This is a genomic window from Actinomadura harenae (genome assembly GCF_003696215.1).
Classification (GTDB): domain Bacteria; phylum Actinomycetota; class Actinomycetes; order Streptosporangiales; family Streptosporangiaceae; genus Spirillospora; species Spirillospora harenae.
This window is the reverse complement of record NZ_RFFG01000038.1, coordinates 35,947-52,966: the sequence shown is the minus strand read 5'-3', so window position 1 is coordinate 52,966 and position 17,020 is coordinate 35,947. Positions and strand designations below refer to the sequence as shown.

Here is a 17,020-nt window from a genome sequence, read left to right as displayed (position 1 = left end):
GCTACTTCTCGGCGCGCGACACGACGTCCTGGCTCATCACGACGCGGATCTGCCGGCCGTGCGCGGTCAGCACCTCGGTGTACGGGCTGTGGACGTCGATGATGTAGCCGCTGACCGTCCCGCCGTCCCTCAGGGTGAGGATCGCCTCGGGCACCCAGACCGTGTCGGTGAGTCCGGCCAGCGCGAACAGGCCGAGCCAGACGGTGACGCCCAGGTGCGAGGACGCCTTCTCCAGCCAGGGACGCCCCGGGCCGTCGCGCAGGACGACGATCATGAACGCGGTGCTGATCACCAGGACGACCAGCAGCGTCGCCCAGTCCCGGAGGGTGATCACGGCGGCGACGAACACGCCGACCAGGACGGCCAGCATGACCAGGTGGTGCGGACGCCAGTCCCGGTCGCGCAGCCGCTTGTAGTGGTGCAGGAACGCGACCGGCAGGATCAGGGCCAGGATGATCGCGGTGAGGCTGCCCGCGCCGAGGAACGTGCCGACGACCACGCCGATCACGTCGTTGAAGTTGACGCTGTCGGCGAGCGAGAACGCCACGTCCCAGTCGTAGTGCGCGACGGCGAGCAGCCGCAGCAGCAGGAAGAGCAGGCCGCCGAGCGCCAGCGCGTTGGCCTCGGACGTCCCTTTGCTCGGCTTCGGCACCGTTCGATGATTTCGGAGCCGCCACAAGCCGCCCGCCAACAAGGGGCAAAGGGTCGTCCGAGGACGCCGGATAAAAGAGAACCCCCGGCGTCGTCGGGAGTTCTGTACGCGGAGGCTGTGGGATTCGAACCCACGGAACCGGCGGTGCCGGCTCGACGGTTTTCAAGACCGTTGCCCTCGTCCACTAGGCGAAGCCTCCTGGGGCATCCCCAACCTTAGCGTGCGGAATGAGGGCGACGTCCGGGGCGGACGGGCCCGATTGGTAGCTTCACAAGATGGGGGACATCAAGGAGTCGACCGCGGTGACCTTCCCGGTGGGCGAGGTCAGCGGCCGGTCGCGGGTGGTCGCGGCCGCGCCCGTGGACGGCGGCTACGGCGTGATCGTGGTGGAGACGCCGTTCCATCCGCTGGACGCCACCTGGCCCGACCAGCCCGGCGACACCGGTGTGCTGCGCTGGGACGAGCTGGAGCTGCGGGTCGCCGACTGCGTGACGGGGGCGGTCCCGCTGTCCGGCGGCGCGCTGCTGACCGGGGAGGACATCCCGGTCCGGCGCGGTGACCCGGACTGGGCCTGGCTGGTCGTGCACGTGCTGGAGCGGCGCGTCCCGGAGGACGAGCTGGTCGAGCTGGACGTCGAGCCGGTGCGGCGGCGGGCGCTGTCGGCCGGGCACACCGCCTGCCACCTGATGGCGCTCGCGCTGAACGAGGCGCTCGCGGAGCGGTGGCGCAGGGACGCGCCGCGCACCGACGGCCTGGGCCGCCCCGATTTCGACCAGCTCGCGATCACCGCGTCCCGGATCGTCCCGGACGGCAGCGTCGACACCTACCGGATCGGGAAGTCGCTGCGGAAGAAGGGGTTCACCGCGGACGGTCTGCGCGAGGAGCTCGACGGCATCACGGCGTCGGTCGACGCGCGGCTCGCGGGGTGGATCGCGGCGGACGCGCCGGTGCGGATCGGGGTGCCGTCCGCGGATCTCGCGGCGCGCCGCGTCTGGCGCTGCGACCTGCCGGAAGGCACCGCGTCCCTGCCGTGCGGCGGCACTCATCTGCGGCGGACGGGCGAACTGTCCGACGCGCGTGTCCGGCTGGAACTCTCGGAATCCGGGGACGAACTGGTCGTCGAGACAAGAGTCGAAACGGCATGAAACGCACAGAAGGCTTCCGTTACTCTTCACCGCATGTCTCAGCAGATGCCGAATGATCCGGCCGGAACGACGCACCAGTTCGAGAATTTCGTGGCGCAGGCTCAGCAGCAGGCCGAGCCGAAGGTGTCCGGCGGCAACGTCGGGCTCATCGTCGGGATCGTCGCCGTGGTGGTCGTCGTCGCCGCGCTGGCGGTCGCGCTCGTCACGATGATGTAGCCGGAAGCGTCCCCCGGCGTCCCCACTCCCCGCCGTCAGCGGCCGTTGCTGGAGAAGTGCTGGTAGTCGCGGGTGCCGACCCACGAGCCGCCCCAGCCCCAGCCGATCGAGGCGAACGCCTTGACCGTCGAGTCCCCCGCGTGGATCAGTCCCGGGTCGCGGCGCGAGCGGTCGCCGAACTTCACGCAGCGCGGGTGGTCGATGTGCCCGGACGCCGTGACGTACGGGTTCTCGCAGGGGTTGATGTCGATCGCGAGCCCGTAGGCGTGCTGCGACCAGCTGCCCGATCCGGTCGCGTTGCGGCAGTTGAACGCCGAGGTGTTGTCGTCCTCGATGGAGTCGAAGTCGCTGCCCTTGTAGGCGTCGACCGGCACCATCTTGTGGATCGGGTATTTGTTCTCGAAAAGCTTGCGGAACACGCCGGTCAGCTTGTTCGCGGCGGACGCGTTGACGACGAGCCTGCCGTCCGCGTGCGGGCGGGAGTCCATGCCCCAGTAGTTCATGACGATCATCCGGAGCCCGGACGGCGGGACCGGGCAGCCCGAGTGCCACGAGTGCGCCAGGTCCTTCGCGGTCACCTTGTTGACCTGCGCCTGGAACCGGTTGAGGTCCTGCGTCGGGGACGCCGTGGCGGTGGCGGTGCCGACGGTCCCGGTCGGTGAGCCCGGCGCGACGGGCGGCGTGGCGGGTGACGAGCTCGACGCGGGCTTCGATTCCCCATGGCCGCATCCGGTCGCGGCCGCCGACGCGAGCGCGAGCGTGACGGTGAACGCGGCGGCGCGACGGGCCGTCCGGGCTGGTGCGGGGACGCGCGCGTACGAGCGGCGGACCGGTCCGGCGGCGTCGCCGCGGACGGCACGGATCCGGGAGCTGGGAGTCCGGTGCAACGGCATTCCAGCAGGATGGCACGGTGAACGGCCTTCGCGTGGGACCTTGGATTCGCTACCGTGCGATGAAGGGCGTGCCCTCGCGGGCGGCCGACGGACGACCGGATTCCGGGTGGTGGACGACCCGAATCCGTCCAGCGAACGACCGGTCCGGTGCGGACACGCCGTGGATGCGGGCCCCCGCCCGGTCCGAGGGGGAGCGATGACGCAACCGCGGGACGACCAGGTGCCCAGCCTGGAGGACGAGATCTTCTCGGTGGCGGCCACGGTGGAGAAACCGCCGCCGACCGAACGGCCGCGCCTGCGCTGGGAGCGGCCTCCCCGGCTGCCCGGACGTAACGACCTGTGGACGGGCGCGGCGGGCGCGGTGAGCTTCACGCTCATCGACCTCGTGATGATGTACGGGCCGATGATGATGTCGAAGCGTCCGAGCACGCTGCCGCAGTTCGTCGCGCTGATCGTGGTCGCGTTCGGGCTCGGCTCGCTGCTGGTGTGGAAGGTCGGGGGACGGGGGCGTCCGTTCGGCTTCGGGATGATGGTCTGCTGGGCGTTCCTGACCCTGGTCTCCGTCGGCTTCCTGACCGGCCTCGACTTCTGACCTACGCCCGACCATCGACGTCACGTCCGGGCCGGCGGGTAGGGGCCGACGAGTAGGGGACGGGCCGCCAGGCGGGTGTCGACGGTCGGTGGTCGTTCCTCGCCTGGCGGGATGCGGTGGGGTGTGCGCGGTTGGGGTGTGCGGGGTGGGGTGTGCGGGGTGGGGTGTGCGGGGTGGGTGGTGGGGGTCAGCCGTTGTCGATGCGTTTGAGGACGGCGGTGAAGGCCCGTCCGATCGCCTCGAGGTCGGCGGGGTCGATGACGTCCACGAAGTAGTCGCGGACGGTCTCGACGTGGTCGCGGGCGGCGCGGTCGAGGGCCTCGAATCCCTCGTCGGTGAGGAACGCGTACACGCCGCGCTTGTCGTTGGGGCAGTTGTCCCGGCGGACCAGGCCCTTGGACTCCAGTCGTGAGCAGGTGTGGGAGAGGCGGCTGCGGGACTGGCTGGCGTGCTCGGCGAGCTCGGCCATGCGCAGCCGGTGTTCGGGGGCTTCGGACAGGCGGACGAGGATCTCGTACTCCGAGACCGACAGCCCGTGCTTGGCCTTGAGGTCCCGGTCCATGATCTCGGTGAGGCGGACGCTGCCGTCCACGAAGGCCCGCCAGTCGCGTTGCTGGGCGGCGCCGAGCCAGCGCGGTTCAGTCATGCGGGGGAGTATAGCTCCTAGGTTGAATCTTCAACTAAGTTCGCCTACAGTGGATCTCGGCCGGAATACTTGAACCTTCAACAGTGTTCCGGTGGACAAGCAGCCCTGGGCGGACGGCCCGGGACGCGACCGAGAGGAGACGCCATGCCCGCCGTACTGGCCGACCCGATGACCCTGCCCCGCCTCCCGCGCCTGGGCCGGGAGGGCACCGACTGGCGGCGCGTGGCCAAGGTCGTCACCGCCGAGAAGCACCTGGAGGGCGAGGGCTTCCAGGTCCGCCGCCCGTTCCCGTCCGTGAGCCTGGCCATGGCCGACCCGTTCCTGCTCCTGGACCACATGGGCGCGGTCGAGTACGCGCCCGGCGAGGCCAAGGGCACCCCGTGGCACCCGCACCGCGGCTTCGAGACCGTCACCTACATCCTCGACGGCGCCTTCCAGCACCAGGACACCACCGGCGGTGGCGGCCTGATCTCGGACGGCGCGACCCAGTGGATGACCGCCGGCGCGGGCATCCAGCACATCGAGCAGCCGCCGCCGGAGCTGGTCACCAAGGGCGGCCTGTTCCACGGCGTCCAGCTCTGGGTGAACCTGCCGCGGTCCGAGAAGTGGGCCAAGCCCCGCTACCAGGACATCCGCGCGCGGGACGTCAAGCTCCTGTCGTCCGACGACGGCTCGTCCCTGGTCCGCGTGATCGCCGGGCAGGTCGGCGGGTTCGACGGTCCGGGCGTCACCCACACCCCGATCACCTACCTGCACGCGACCATCGCCCCGGGCGCGCGGCTCACGCTGCCGTGGCCGCGCGACTTCAACGCCATCGCCTACGTCCTGTCCGGACGCGGGACGGTGGGCGTCGAGGAGGTCGCCCTGGACGAGGGCCGGCTCGCCGCGTTCGCCGGTTCGCACCACCAGGGTGAGACCGACGGGCTGATGCTGCACGCGGCCGAGACTCAGCCGACCGCCGGCAGGAACGGCTGGGAGGTGCTGATCCTTGGCGGGATGCCGCTGCGCGAGCCGGTCGCCCGGTACGGGCCGTTCGTGATGAACACGCGCGACGAGATCGTCCAGGCGTTCGAGGACTTCCAGGCCGGACGCATGGGGACCATCCCGGCCGAGAAGATCCCGCACCTCTCGGAGCGCGACGAGAAGCTCTCGTAACGCGTCTCCACCCGATCCCTCCCCTCCCCCTCCCCGGACGCGACGTCCGCGCCGCGTCCGATTCCGGGTCCGGGTCCGGGTCCGCCCATCGCACCGGCCAGGCCGTCCTCGAGTCCGCCTGACCCGCCGACCCGCCGTCCCGGGGGCGACGGCACGCGGCCAACGAGGGTCGGCCGCGTCCGTCCACCCGGGGCGGCGCCCCAACTCCGCGCACCGGAGGACGTCCTGAAGGAGGGGTGCCGGACGGCCGAAATCCGGGGCCGGACGAGCGGAAACGCGCTCATTGTCGGGGCAATCCACGCGAAACGACCACGCCTTCGTGAGGCGTGGTCGTTTCTTTGCGCGGCGGGATGACGGACGTCGCGAGCGTGCGCTACTGTGTTCGAACAGTTCGAACACAGGTTCGATCAGCCCTCGACCCGCTCCGCCGGGAGGTCCGCATGGTGGCGACGGTGGCCGCCCGCTCGCATCCGCAGACGCGGGTGCGAACGCACGCGACACGCCGTACGCCTTTCTATGGAAATCTACGGCCGCAGCTATATCGGCTCATAGAGTCCGAGACCGTGGATCCCGTGCGCAATCCCTATGCCCCGGGCGCGGGCCAGCGCCCGCCCGAACTGGCCGGGCGCGACCGCGAGCTCAAGCAGTTCGAGGTCGTGCTGGAGCGGGTGGCCCGCGGCCGGCCCGAGCGCAGCATGATCATCACCGGGCTGCGCGGCGTCGGCAAGACCGTCCTGCTCAACACCTTCCGGTCCATGGCCATGCAGCGACTGTGGGGCACCGGCAAGATCGAGGCTCGGCCCGACCAGTCGATCCGCCGTCCTGTCGCGTCCGCGCTGCACATGGCCGTCCGCGAGCTGGCGCCCCGGCACCGCGCGCCGGACCGCATCGAGGGCTTTCTCGGCGTGCTCAAGGCCTTCGCGCAGGCCGGGCCCGAGGAGGACGCCAAGGGGAAGGCGCGCGTGCACCGCTGGCAGCCGGGCATCGACGTGCCCGCCTCACGCGGCCGCGCCGACTCCGGCGACCTCGAGATCGACCTGACCGAGCTGCTCGCGGACGCGGCGTCCGTCGCCACCGACGTCGGCGCGGGCATCGCCCTGTTCGTCGACGAGATGCAGGACGTCCCCGCCGACGACGTGTCCGCGCTGTGCGCCGCGTGCCACGAGCTGTCGCAGAGCGGCGGCCCGCTGATCGTCGTCGGCGCGGGCCTCCCGCACCTGCCCGCCGTCCTGTCGGCGAGCAAGTCCTACTCCGAGCGGCTGTTCCGGTACACCCGCATCGACCGGCTCGACCGCGAGTCCGCCGACGTGGCACTGCTCGCCCCGGCCGAGCGCGAGGACGTCACCTTCACCCAGGACGCCCTCGACGCCCTGTACGGCGCGGCCGACGGCTACCCCTACTTCGTCCAGGCCTACGCCAAGGTCGCCTGGGACGTCGCCCCCGACACCCCGATCACCGTCGACGACATCAAGGTCGCGGCGCCCGAGGCGGAGAGCGAGCTCGCGGTCGGCTTCTTCGGCAGCCGCTACGAGCGCGCGACGCCCGCCGAGCGCGACTACATGCGCGCCATGGCCGCGCTCGGCGACGACCCCGTCCCCACCGCTGCCGTCGCCGAGGAGCTGGGCCGCAAGCCGTCCAGCCTCTCGCCCGCCCGCGACGGCCTGATCAAGAAAGGACTGATCTACAGCGCCGAGCGCGGCCTGGTGGCCTTCACCGTCCCGCACTTCGGCGGCTTCCTGCGCTCTCAACCGGCCTGATCGCCCCGGGCCGCCTTCTCGTCAGCACTCTCTACGACTCTCTAACGTCGCAGGTAGAACCCGGTAGACGGTCACATCGACCCCGCACTCCTACCGCTCTCTAGTGCTGTCTTGTGTCAGCACCAGAGAGGCGTAGAAAGCACTGACGAGTGAAGTATCCGGCTGTCTAGCGTAAGGACTAGAGAGCCGTAGATTTCCCGATGGGTCATCCCATCGCGTTCTCTACGGCCATCTCGCGCTGCCTCAAGAAAGGCTTAGAGAACACTCACGGCCAGCCTCAACACATCCGAACTCGCCACGGCCTCCCCCGGTCAGGACGCGAGGCGGGCGGCGGCGTTCGAGGCCGCCGCCGGGGTCGCCATCACGCCGGAGTCGGCGCGGCCAGGGGGAACGCCGACGACGACGAGGGCGGCACAGCGCGCGTCAGCACGGCAGGCACCACCGCGGCCGGCACCACCACGGCTGGAGGCGGCGGAGCCGGAGACGCCGGGACCGGCGGCGGCGTGGCCTGGAGGGGGAGGAGGGCGTGGTCGACGGTGCGGGCGCGGGCGGCGGTGGAGACGGCGAAGACCAGGTCCATGTCGGTGTCGCGCAGGCGGGCCCGGTAGACGAGGAAGCGGTGGCATCCCTCGCGCCAGACGTCCAGGGGGGCGGCGCTGACCAGGGAGTTCTCGAAGGTGAGCCAGGCGCCGCTGGCGTGCAGGGTCGCAAGGGTCTCCTCGATCGGGCTGTGCCGCCGCTCGCAGGGGACGTCCCGCCGGGCGCGGCGTCCGACGGCGAGGGCGCGAGCGCGGGCGTCTCCCCTGCCGCGTCCGCAGAGGACGGCCAGTTCGGGGGAGAGCGAGGCGAACAGCGCCAGCTCCAGGGCGAGGACGCCCGCGACGCGGCCGGTGCCGAGGCGCGGCACCTCCAGGCCCGCGCGGGACGCGCCGAGCGACACGACGGCCGCCGCCGTGAACAGCATCGCACGGACCACGCTGCGCCGTCCGACGCGCTTCACGCTGAGCCCGCCGAAGCAGCCGCAGCCCGCCTCGGGACGGTGGGCCCGCAGTTCCATGACCGCCCAGGTCGCGCCCGCGAAGCCGATCGTCGCGACGACCCGCACCAGGAACTGCGACGACAGCAGCAGCGCCAGTCCGAGCACCCCCTCGACCAGGCCCAGGACGAGACCGGCCCGCCGTCCGCGCAGCAGGAGCAGCGCCCGCGCCGGCCGCTGCGCGACCGGGACGCCGTGCACCCGCAGTCCGCCGTGCCCGTGCGGGACGTCGGCGACGGGTTCGCGCACCGCCAGTTTCGCCAGGCACGCCGCCAGCAGGACTCCCGCCAGCAGCAGGACCTGGACGTTCTCCACCACCGTCACCATGCCCGGCCCTCCGCTCCCCACCGCACCGTCACGTTGAAGCATCCGGCGTCCAGGTCCCCTCCGAGGGCCGCGAACGCCGCGGGTCCGAGCTCGGCGATCCGGCCGCGCGGGGACGTCCCGCACTCGACGCACCGGTCGCAGAACCGGGCCGCGACGCATCCGCACTCGGCCACGGTCAGCGTCGCGCCGCGTCCGGAGCAGTCGTTGACCACGTCCAGGCCGCCGCCGATCGACAGCAGCGGCAGCGGGACGCAGCCGGGCGGCGCCTCCCCGCACCCCCCGGCCGCGTCCTCCCCCTCGACCGCCGGATACGCGACGGCGTGTCCCGGCGGATCTCCCCCCGGCCCGGCGGCGAACGTCGTGCCGTCGCCCATGCCGGTGCTCTGCGGCGCGCCGGGCCAGCCCCACCAGGTCGCGGTGCCGCGCGTCTCCGGGGGCACGGGCGCGTCCGGCGCGGGGGAGGCGAGAGCGTCGGCGCGGTGTCCCGGCTGGGACGTCGCGGGCCCGACCGCGCGCGGCCCGGCGGGCGAGCGGACGCACAGCACGTCCACGAGGTAGCCCGGTTCGAGCCGTGGATGCCGCACCTGGACGAGTTGTGAGGACCGCGGATCGAGGGCGACCCGGGCCCGGCCCCGATGCGGGCCGAGGTCCACCTCCAGCGTGTCCGGGCGGGCGGACAGGAGGGTTCCGGTCACCCGCCCGATGTCGAGCCAGACGCGGTCGGCGGCGAGGCCGTCCGCGTCCATCCTGACCAGCGCCTGCCGTCCCGGACGCAGCGCGGCGGCGCCCCCGCGCCCGCCGTGCCACACCGCCGTGGTCGCGGTCATCGGCAGCCGGGCCTCCCCCGTCGCCGTGGCCAGCACCAGGACGTGCGGGCTCGCGTCGAGCACCGTCCCGGTCAGGACCCGGAGTGGAGAGGCGCCCGGCCCGGACGGCGGCGGCGCGCCGCCCAGCACGGCGCGGCGGTAGCGCCGCCGGGCGGACGGGTCGCGCTGTGCGGGCATGGGTGTCCTCCGGCTGTCAGTCGGTGGAGTCAAGATTCACGCGGTGTGGTCCCCCTGTCGACGGATTTGTCGTCATAAGTCGTTGGGCGCATTGCTTTTCCCCTACTCGGGGGAATCATCCTCCACCGGGTTGACCCGAATATGCCGAATCTGTTGGCCCGTAATGACGATCACCGTGCCATCGTCGAAGCGGGTCGGGATCTTCGGCGGCGGTCGCGGCGCGCGGCCGTCCGGGCGCCGGCCCCCGCCCGGACCGGGCTCGGTCGTGAAGCGACCCGCTGTCGAGCAGACCCGCTTCCGAACGGACTCGGTGTTGTACGGACCCGGTGTTGAGGTGGCTCGGTGGTGAAGTGACCAGCACGCGGCACGAGGAGTTCCGCGCGTACGTGGCGGCGCGCGGGCCGGTCATGCTGCGCGCCGCGATGCGGCTCACCGGCGACCGCGCCGAGGCCGAGGACCTGCTTCAGGCCGCCCTCGCCAAGACCTACCTCGCCTGGGACCGGATCCACGACCGCGCCGCCGTCGACGGCTACGTCCGGCGGGCCATGGTCAACACGCAGATCTCCTGGTGGCGGCGGAAGAGGTTCGAGGTCTACCCGACCGACGAGCTCCCCGACCGCCCGGTGGACGACCACACCGGGCGCAGCGAGATGCAGGACGCCCTCGGCCGCGCGCTCGGCCGCCTGCCCGCCCGGCAGCGCGCCGCCGTCGTCCTGCGCTACTACGAGGACATGCCCGAGACCGAGATCGCGGAGATCCTCGGCATCAGCGTCGGCACCGTGAAGAGCACCGTCTCCCGCGCCATGGCCAAGCTCCGCGACGACGCGGGCCTGGAGGCCGACTTCCCGCAGCCGAACGTCCACGACGACACCGGCGACCAACCGCACCCGGACGACACCGGCCCGCGCCCCCGTCCCTCCACCGACGCCCCGGACGACGGAGACGGATCCGCCTGACGTCATGTCGGCGCGTGAGGAGCGACATCGGGGCTGGTAAGGAGCGTCTTCGAGTTGACTCCGGGGTACTGACAAGCGGGGCGTCCAGCGGACAGAATCCGGTTCACCACCTGGAGCCGGACACTGGAGGACGCGCCGTGTGGAGCACGATGCAGGACGTCCCGCTGACCATCACCTCGATCATGCGGTTCGGGACCGGGGTGTTCGGGACGCGGGAGGTCGTGACCTGGACGGCGGACGGCCCGCGGCGCCGCACGTGCGCGGAGGTCGGCGAGCGGGCCGCGCGACTCGCGAACGCGCTCCGCGGCCTCGGCGTGGACGGTGACCAGCGGGTCGGGACGTTCATGTGGAACAACGCCGAGCACCTCGAGGCGTACCTCGCGGTCCCGTCCATGGGCGCGGTCCTCCACACGCTGAACATCCGGCTGTCCCCGGACCAGCTCGCCTACATCGCGGGCCATGCCGAGGACCGGGTCGTCCTCGTGGACGCGTCGCTCGTGCCGCTGCTGGCGCCGGTCCTGCCGGACATGAAGACCGTCCGGCACGTGGTCGTCGCCGGGGACGCCGACACCGCGCCGCTCGCGGGCGCGGGCAAGGAACTGCACTCCTACGAGGAGCTGCTGGCCGCCGCGTCACCCGAGTTCGACTGGCCTGAGCTGGACGAACGCCAGGCCGCGGCCGTCTGCTACACCAGCGGCACGACCGGGAACCCCAAGGGCGTCGCGTACTCGCACCGGTCGTCGTACCTGCACTCGATGTCCGCCGCGACGGGCAACGCGTTCGCGCTCGACGCGTCCGACCGGATGATGCCGGTCGTCCCGATGTTCCACGCGAACGCGTGGGGGTTCCCGTACGCGGCGCTGCTCGCCGGGGCGTCCCTGATCATGCCGGACCGGTTCCTCCAGGCCGCGCCTCTCGTCGAGCTGATCGAGACGGAGCGTCCGACGGTCGCGGGCGCCGTCCCGACGATCTGGGCGGACGTGCTGCGCCACGTCCGCGAGCACGGCGGGGACCTGTCGTCGCTGCGGCTCGTGCCGTGCGGCGGGTCGGCGGTGCCGGAGTCGCTGCTGCGCGGCTTCGACGAGATCGGCGTCCCGATCGTCCAGGCGTGGGGGATGACGGAGACCTCGCCGGTCGCGACGTTCGCGCGTCCGCCGCTCGGCGTGGACGGGGACGACGCCGTCCGGTACCGGGTCTCGCAGGGACGCGTACTGGCGGGGCTGGAGGTCCGGATCGTCGGGGACGGCGACCGGATCATGCCGAACGACGGCGTGTCGGTGGGCGAGGTCGAGATCCGCGGGCCGTGGATCACCGGCGCGTACCTCAAGGACGAGGACGCGGGCCGGTTCCATGACGGCTGGCTGCGCACCGGCGACGTCGGGACGCTCAGCCCGGACGGCTACCTCGTGCTGACCGACCGCGCCAAGGACGTCATCAAGTCCGGCGGCGAGTGGATCTCCTCGGTCGAGCTGGAGAACCGGCTGATGGCCCATCCGGACGTCATCGAGGCGGCGGTCGTCGGCGTCCCGGACGACCGCTGGCAGGAGCGTCCGCTCGCGTCGGTCGTCCTGCGCGAGGGCGCGGCGACGACGGCGGACGACCTGCGCGGGTTCCTCGGCGAGCACGTCCCGCACTGGCAGCTTCCGGAGCGCTGGGCGTTCATCGCCGAGGTGCCGAAGACGAGCGTCGGGAAGTTCGACAAGAAGGTGATCCGCCGCCGCTACGCCGACGGCGACCTCACCGTCGAACGCCTGGGCTGAGCGCGGGAAGCGGAAGGGCCGCCGCGGACGGGAGGTCTCCCGGGTCCGCGGCGGCCCGCTCACGGCGCGTTCAGGGACGCGCCGGACGCCGATCAGCGCTGGGTGGCGATCTTGTTCAGCTCGTTCTGGTAGTACAGCGGGCCGAAGCCGAAGATCAGCAGCAGGATGCCGAGGCCCTGGCTGAAGCTGGGCTGGCGGCCGGCGCGGCGCTGCGCCTCGGCGATGCCGGTGCCGAACTTGATGACCACGATCAGCGGCCAGATGCCGAGGGTGATGAAGCCGAACAGCACCGAGCACAGGGCCGATCCCGCGCTGGACGCGCCGTTCTGGGGGTAGGAGCGGTTCATCTCGTCGTGGATCTTGAAGATCCAGACGAGTCCGTAGATGCCGAGCGTGATGATCGGCAGACCGAGCCAGACGGCGAAGAGATTGCGCTGCTTCACGGTGCGGTTTCCTCCGGTGACATGTCGGTGTCCTGCGATATCGCGTGTGAGAACGCGTGGCTGGCAGGGATTACGTCGGGGCTGGCGCGAACCACGGGTGATTCGCGGAGTCTGACACCCTTTCGTAGATCGTCCCGTCACGCCGCTTATTTTCCGGAATTGCATGAAAGTGGCCGAAACTGACACCTCGGCGTTCCCTGATGTCCCCCGAGGGGACGGACACGCCACGCTCCACGCCACGGGCCGTCGGCAGTCGGTAAAGCGCCGCGCCCCTCGCCGGACGCGGACACGGCCGGGGCTAGGCTGGGCCGTCGTGACGGTTTCGAGCGATCTTGACGGCGCGCCGCGCGCCGACCTGTCCTGCTGCCCGATGTGCGGAACCCTCGTCCGCGAGGCCGAACCCGCCGGGGACGACCTGCTGGCTCTGAAGCCCTGCGGCTGCGTGGTCGAACGCGCCCGCTGATCCGCGCCCCGCTCCGCGAAAGAAAGAAGCCCCCTGCGCATATGAACCTCGTGCGCGCAGGGGGCCTTCGTATGGATTGGCGACCGGGACGGGGACGGGGACGGTCAGCGGGAACGGGACGGCTAGGAGGCGTTCCAGGCGACGTTGACCTGACCGTCGTCCAGGCGCTGCACGGACACGCCGTCCGTGGTCGACGGGTCCTTGAAGTGGACGACCACCTTCGCCTTGGCGCTGTCCACCGTCACCTGGTCGATCGACCAGCCGTGCTTGTCGTGCACGGCGATGCGCAGCTTCGCGGGGGCGAGCTTCTGAAGGCCGTTGTCGCAGAGGAAGCCGATCGACTTCAACCCGGTCGGGAACGCGATCGGGGTGACGGCGTTCGCGCCGTTGATGAGCCGGCCGTAGGGCATGTCGTCCTCTTCCGTCGGGGGGTGCGGCGGGGTCGTCGGCGGAGTCGGGCTCACCCCGACGCGCCACTGGCCGTAGTCGGCGTGGACGGCGCGGTCGTAGTCGACGCCGACGCCGTTGACCGTGTGGTCGTTGGAGTACTGCTGGAGCTGCGCGCGCTCGTCCCAGCGTCCGCCCGACCAGGCGTACGTCTGCCAGCCCCAGCGGATCTTCCCGGCGTCGAACGCGCGCTTGACCGGGGCGTACCCGCCGTACAGGCCGACGCGCGAGCGCCCGATGACGGCGGCGGCGCCGTCCAGGTAGGCGTTGATCGCCGCCTGCTGGGCGGACGACGCGTCGAAGTCGACCGCGAAGTAGATCGGACGGTCCGCGGGCATCCCGCACGCGCGGGCCTGCCTGGCGGCCTCCGTCGCGTCCGCGACACCGGCGGCGCGTCCGGCGAGGGCGCGCGACGCGGTGCTCTCCCACACCACGACCAGCCACAGCCCGGCGCGCGACAGCTGGTCCGCCTCGGCCCTGGTCAGGCTCTTGCCGGACGAGTCGTGCGAGAGATACCGGCAGACGAACCTCACCCCGGCGCGTTTCAGCGCGCTGGTGCCGGGACGTCCCCAGGCGTAGTCGATGCCGAAGATGCTCACCTCGGCTCCCTCCTGTCGGTGGCGGCGGGCCGATCCGAGGGCACTGTCCCATGTTCGACGCCTGGGTTCAGCCCAAACGCCCGAGTAGCCGGGTTCGGGGGCATAGGGAAACCCCTGCGCGGTGATTCTTCCCAGGTTCGAATGGTGCTGAAGGGGTACGTGGGTGTATCCAGAGTGGGCCCTATTGTCCGGACGTCCCGTGGCGTGCGGGGCCCCGTTCGCTACGGGAGCGCACATGCCCAGGTGGTCACCGCCCGACGTCGCCGCCCGACGTCTGGTCCGCAGGCTGAACGACGGCGACGCCGACGCCTTGGCCATGCTCTACGACGCCTACGCTGAGCGACTGTTCGACTATGCCGCCGCGATGACCGGCGACGTCCGGGCCGCCGACGACATCGTCCACGACGCCCTGGTGGACGCCTGGCGCCGCGCGCCGCGCATCCGCGACCACGCCAACCTGCGGATCTGGCTGTACGGGGCCGTCCGGCGGCGCTGCCTTCAGCGCGGCCTCGCCGTCGACCTCCGGTGGGAGCCGAACCGTCCGTTCCGGTATCCCGGCCCTCGGCGCAACCGGCGCGCGGACACGCGTCCCAGCGCCGTCCTTCCTCCGATGCCTGAACTGCTGTCGCTTCTGGAATCCGCGGTCAGCCGACTGGACGCGAACGAGCGCGAACTGCTGCTGCTGACCGTCCGGCATGGGCTGCACCCTGCGGAACTCGCCCTGCTGTGGGGATTGTCCAGCCGCCGCGTCGCCGTCCTCACCGGCTCGGCGCGCGCAGACCTTGAGTCCTCGCTACAAGAGTCCCTAGCGGCGATGGCGGGGTCGTGCGCGAACTGGTCCTCGCAGCGGACGGATTGGGCCAACGGCACGTCCACGTCGTCCCCGGGCGCGCGCGCCGACGTGTGGATGTCCGATGGTGAGCCGCGTCCTGCGCTCGATGAGTCGAGCGCCGATGAGGGCGGCGCACGGGCGTCCGGTTCGGGCGGGGTGCGGACGCGGGCGCAGGTCCGCGGACGGGGCCGGTCGGTCCTGCGGTTCGACGGCCCGGCGGCGCGCTTCGCAGGACGCGGCGCGGGAGGCAGGCGTCCGGACCCGGGATCGGGCAGAGGACGGCGGGCCGCGGCGCCCGCGCGGTCCGGCCCCGGCGACGCGTCCAGGCCGGGCGACGCGTCCAGACCCGGCGACGCGTCCAGGTCTGGCGATGCGTCCAGACCCGGCGGACGGCGCGCCGAGTCGGGCGCGTGCCCGGCGGACGTCATCGACAGCGCGCTCGACGAACACATCCGGGGATGCGCGGCGTGCCGGGCGCGCGGCCAGGTGCGCGCCGCCGGGCTGCTCGTCCTCGCGCCCGCGCCCGCGCCGAGCGACGCGCTGCGACGACGCGTCCTGCACACCGCCACGGACCCTGAGCTGGCCGGATACCGCGCCGACATCGCCGGACGCGGCGGCGCGCTCACACCCGAGGGCCTGCCGACGCAGCCGGACGTCGCGTCCCCGTACGCGCGGCGCTGGATGTTCGCGACCGGCGGGATGGGCGGCGCGCTCCTCACCGCGCTCGCCGCGATCGTGTTCATGGGGTCGCAGCTGGGCATCCCGACGTTCGACTGGCCGCGGCGTCCGATGCCGTCCGTCGCGCCGACGTCCCCGCACGCCTCCTCCGAACATGACGGGCATCCGCAGGCGCGCGGACCGGCCGGGAACGGCGGTCCTCAACCGCCCGCGCCGCAGTTCGGCCACCACTCGACGGCTCCGGCCGACCCCGCGGCCCCCGGGCGTCCGCCCACGACGACGCCCACGCCCACCCCGTCCCCCACCACGCCGCCCGTGACGCCGCGTCCGGGCACGCTGAAGGTCCTGACCACGCGCCTCGAACTGTTCGGACGCAGCTCCGGGACGATCCGCCTCAAGGCCGAGGACGGCCCCGTCACCTGGACCGGCGCGTCGTCCAGCCGGCAGATCACCCTTCAGGACCAGGCCGGCGGCCTGGGCGCCGACACCTCGCGGGACGTCATGGTCACCCTGCACACCGGCCTCATCAACCTGCCGGGACGCGCGACGCTCACCTTCACCGCCCCGCACGGAACCCCGCAGGAGGTCACCGTCGTCTGGGGGATCTCACTCCTCTGACGCGGCGGACGCCCGGACCAGGTGATCGCTGAGCGTCTCGAGCCGCTCGCCGAGGGCCGCCTGGACGTGGGTCTCCATCGACCGCGCGATGAACGGGTCCACGACCATCTTCACCAGCGGACGCATCCGGCGGACGACCTCGGCGACCTCCACGAGGTCGTCCCCGGTCGGGACCGGGCCGGCCTCCAGGCGGCTGAAGACGTGCTCGTGCACCAGGTCGACGAACCGCCCGGCGATGACGTCGCAGTCGTCCCGGATCTGCCGCGCGATGTCGAACACGGCGTCCAGCGGGATCCCCGCCGCGACCAGCTCCGCGCCGACGTGCAGCAGGCGGGGCGACGGCACCCGGAAGTGGTCGCCGTCCGGCTCCACGAACCCCAGCTCCACGGCCCGCTCCAGATCGGCCGCGATCTGCGCCTCGTCGCGCGCCGGACCGAACGTCTCGATCAGCTCGTCCAGCGTGGCGGTGCCGGGGATCTCGTCCGACCACGGATCGGTGAGGACCTGCTCCAGGCCCAGCACGTCGCCGACGTCCCGGCCGGTCTCCCACGCGCCGAGCAGATCCTTGATGATCGCGGACGAGTAGCCGCGCGTGAGCAGCTGGCCGATCAGCCGCAGCCGGGCGAGGTGGCTGTCGTCGTAGAAGCCGACGCGCCCCTCGAGCCGCGGCGGCGCCAGCAGCCCCCGGTCCTGGTACGCGCGGACGTTGCGGACGGTCGTCCCCGCCGCCCGCGCGAGCTCGTCGATCCGGTACCCGGTCATGCCCCCGCCTCCGCCGCTTGACCCCGCTTGATCTTACGC

The 17,020-nt window shown here is 72.2% G+C and carries 17 protein-coding genes and 1 tRNA gene; 9 read left to right on the top strand and 9 right to left on the bottom strand.

The features are described from left to right. Nucleotide 1 precedes the first annotated feature (1 nt). Together EBO15_RS21550 and EBO15_RS21545 are read right to left on the bottom strand one after the other, a co-directional pair. Entirely contained in the window at nt 2-652 is a 651-nt protein-coding gene (locus tag EBO15_RS21550; protein ID WP_122196232.1) for a hypothetical protein, read from the bottom strand. 109 nt (nt 653-761) lie between these two features. Further along, nucleotides 762-851: transfer RNA gene (locus EBO15_RS21545), tRNA-Ser, on the bottom strand. A gap of 76 nt (nt 852-927) precedes the next feature. Between EBO15_RS21545 and EBO15_RS21540 the strand changes: the two genes are divergently transcribed. Both EBO15_RS21540 and EBO15_RS21535 read left to right on the top strand, forming a co-directional pair. Continuing rightward, nucleotides 928-1,797 (top strand): alanyl-tRNA editing protein, encoded by an 870-nt coding sequence (locus tag EBO15_RS21540; protein ID WP_122196231.1) that lies wholly within the window; start codon nt 928-930, stop codon nt 1,795-1,797. 33 nt (nt 1,798-1,830) lie between these two features. Beyond that, nucleotides 1,831-2,013, top strand: a complete 183-nt coding sequence (locus EBO15_RS21535) for a hypothetical protein (protein WP_122196230.1) — start codon at nt 1,831-1,833, stop codon at nt 2,011-2,013. Nucleotides 2,014-2,048: 35 nt separating this feature from the next. Here the strand turns inward: EBO15_RS21535 and EBO15_RS21530 are convergent, their stop codons facing one another. Beyond that, entirely contained in the window at nt 2,049-2,906 is an 858-nt protein-coding gene (locus EBO15_RS21530) for a M15 family metallopeptidase (RefSeq protein ID WP_122196229.1), read from the bottom strand. Between the two features lie 196 nt (nt 2,907-3,102). Between EBO15_RS21530 and EBO15_RS21525 the strand changes: the two genes are divergently transcribed. Next, nucleotides 3,103-3,498: a hypothetical protein gene (locus tag EBO15_RS21525; protein WP_122196228.1), complete on the top strand. Its 396-nt coding sequence runs from the start codon at nt 3,103-3,105 to the stop codon at nt 3,496-3,498. Nucleotides 3,499-3,685: 187 nt separating this feature from the next. On the opposite strand, the gene EBO15_RS21520 is transcribed toward EBO15_RS21525, so the two are convergent. Then, nucleotides 3,686-4,144, bottom strand: a complete 459-nt coding sequence (locus tag EBO15_RS21520) for a MarR family winged helix-turn-helix transcriptional regulator (protein WP_122196227.1) — start codon at nt 4,142-4,144, stop codon at nt 3,686-3,688. Between the two features lie 144 nt (nt 4,145-4,288). Between EBO15_RS21520 and EBO15_RS21515 the strand changes: the two genes are divergently transcribed. Next, nucleotides 4,289-5,299 carry a pirin family protein gene (locus tag EBO15_RS21515; RefSeq protein WP_122196226.1) on the top strand — a complete coding sequence of 337 codons (1,011 nt, stop codon included), beginning with the start codon at nt 4,289-4,291 and terminating at the stop codon, nt 5,297-5,299. A gap of 572 nt (nt 5,300-5,871) precedes the next feature. Beyond that, a complete protein-coding gene (locus EBO15_RS21510) occupies nt 5,872-7,056 on the top strand; it encodes an ATP-binding protein (protein WP_233616343.1) in 1,185 nt (394 codons plus the stop codon). A gap of 361 nt (nt 7,057-7,417) precedes the next feature. Here EBO15_RS21510 and EBO15_RS21505 read toward each other — a convergent pair whose 3' ends face one another. Beyond that, nucleotides 7,418-8,419 carry a MauE/DoxX family redox-associated membrane protein gene (locus EBO15_RS21505; protein ID WP_199744718.1) on the bottom strand — a complete coding sequence of 334 codons (1,002 nt, stop codon included), beginning with the start codon at nt 8,417-8,419 and terminating at the stop codon, nt 7,418-7,420. Continuing rightward, nucleotides 8,413-9,423 (bottom strand): hypothetical protein, encoded by a 1,011-nt coding sequence (locus EBO15_RS21500; protein WP_122196224.1) that lies wholly within the window; start codon nt 9,421-9,423, stop codon nt 8,413-8,415. Before EBO15_RS21500 ends, EBO15_RS21505 begins: the two co-directional genes overlap by 7 nt. A gap of 350 nt (nt 9,424-9,773) precedes the next feature. Between EBO15_RS21500 and EBO15_RS21495 the strand changes: the two genes are divergently transcribed. After that, a complete protein-coding gene (locus EBO15_RS21495; protein ID WP_122196223.1) occupies nt 9,774-10,379 on the top strand; it encodes a SigE family RNA polymerase sigma factor in 606 nt (201 codons plus the stop codon). 137 nt (nt 10,380-10,516) lie between these two features. Further along, nucleotides 10,517-12,139: a long-chain fatty acid--CoA ligase gene (locus EBO15_RS21490; protein WP_122196222.1), complete on the top strand. Its 1,623-nt coding sequence runs from the start codon at nt 10,517-10,519 to the stop codon at nt 12,137-12,139. Nucleotides 12,140-12,231: 92 nt separating this feature from the next. Here the strand turns inward: EBO15_RS21490 and EBO15_RS21485 are convergent, their stop codons facing one another. Beyond that, nucleotides 12,232-12,582: a DUF4234 domain-containing protein gene (locus tag EBO15_RS21485; protein WP_199744717.1), complete on the bottom strand. Its 351-nt coding sequence runs from the start codon at nt 12,580-12,582 to the stop codon at nt 12,232-12,234. A gap of 313 nt (nt 12,583-12,895) precedes the next feature. On the opposite strand from EBO15_RS21485, the gene EBO15_RS44330 reads away from it, so the two are divergent. After that, on the top strand, nt 12,896-13,045 hold the full coding sequence (locus EBO15_RS44330) for a hypothetical protein (protein ID WP_157429628.1): 150 nt from the start codon (nt 12,896-12,898) through the stop codon (nt 13,043-13,045). Nucleotides 13,046-13,167: 122 nt separating this feature from the next. Here EBO15_RS44330 and EBO15_RS21480 read toward each other — a convergent pair whose 3' ends face one another. Next, a complete protein-coding gene (locus EBO15_RS21480; RefSeq protein WP_122196220.1) occupies nt 13,168-14,091 on the bottom strand; it encodes a DUF1906 domain-containing protein in 924 nt (307 codons plus the stop codon). 235 nt (nt 14,092-14,326) lie between these two features. Between EBO15_RS21480 and EBO15_RS21475 the strand changes: the two genes are divergently transcribed. Then, complete coding sequence (locus EBO15_RS21475) at nt 14,327-16,219, top strand: sigma-70 family RNA polymerase sigma factor (RefSeq protein WP_122196219.1); 1,893 nt, start codon at nt 14,327-14,329, stop codon at nt 16,217-16,219. Here the strand turns inward: EBO15_RS21475 and EBO15_RS21470 are convergent. Further along, nucleotides 16,208-16,981 carry a MerR family transcriptional regulator gene (locus EBO15_RS21470; protein WP_122196218.1) on the bottom strand — a complete coding sequence of 258 codons (774 nt, stop codon included), beginning with the start codon at nt 16,979-16,981 and terminating at the stop codon, nt 16,208-16,210. The genes EBO15_RS21475 and EBO15_RS21470 overlap by 12 nt on opposite strands. Between the last annotated feature and the right edge of the window lie 39 nt (nt 16,982-17,020).

Bases quoted from the DNA above. Each gene is read 5' to 3' on its own strand.
- EBO15_RS21540 (WP_122196231.1), top strand. From the start codon at position 928: ATGGGGGACATCAAGGAGTCGACCGCGGTGACCTTCCCGGTGGGCGAG.
- EBO15_RS21535 (WP_122196230.1), top strand. From the start codon at position 1,831: ATGTCTCAGCAGATGCCGAATGATCCGGCCGGAACGACGCACCAGTTC.
- EBO15_RS21530 (WP_122196229.1), bottom strand. From the start codon at position 2,906: ATGCCGTTGCACCGGACTCCCAGCTCCCGGATCCGTGCCGTCCGCGGC.
- EBO15_RS21525 (WP_122196228.1), top strand. From the start codon at position 3,103: ATGACGCAACCGCGGGACGACCAGGTGCCCAGCCTGGAGGACGAGATC.
- EBO15_RS21520 (WP_122196227.1), bottom strand. From the start codon at position 4,144: ATGACTGAACCGCGCTGGCTCGGCGCCGCCCAGCAACGCGACTGGCGG.
- EBO15_RS21515 (WP_122196226.1), top strand. From the start codon at position 4,289: ATGCCCGCCGTACTGGCCGACCCGATGACCCTGCCCCGCCTCCCGCGC.
- EBO15_RS21505 (WP_199744718.1), bottom strand. From the start codon at position 8,419: ATGGTGACGGTGGTGGAGAACGTCCAGGTCCTGCTGCTGGCGGGAGTC.
- EBO15_RS21500 (WP_122196224.1), bottom strand. From the start codon at position 9,423: ATGCCCGCACAGCGCGACCCGTCCGCCCGGCGGCGCTACCGCCGCGCC.
- EBO15_RS21475 (WP_122196219.1), top strand. From the start codon at position 14,327: ATGCCCAGGTGGTCACCGCCCGACGTCGCCGCCCGACGTCTGGTCCGC.
- EBO15_RS21470 (WP_122196218.1), bottom strand. From the start codon at position 16,981: ATGACCGGGTACCGGATCGACGAGCTCGCGCGGGCGGCGGGGACGACC.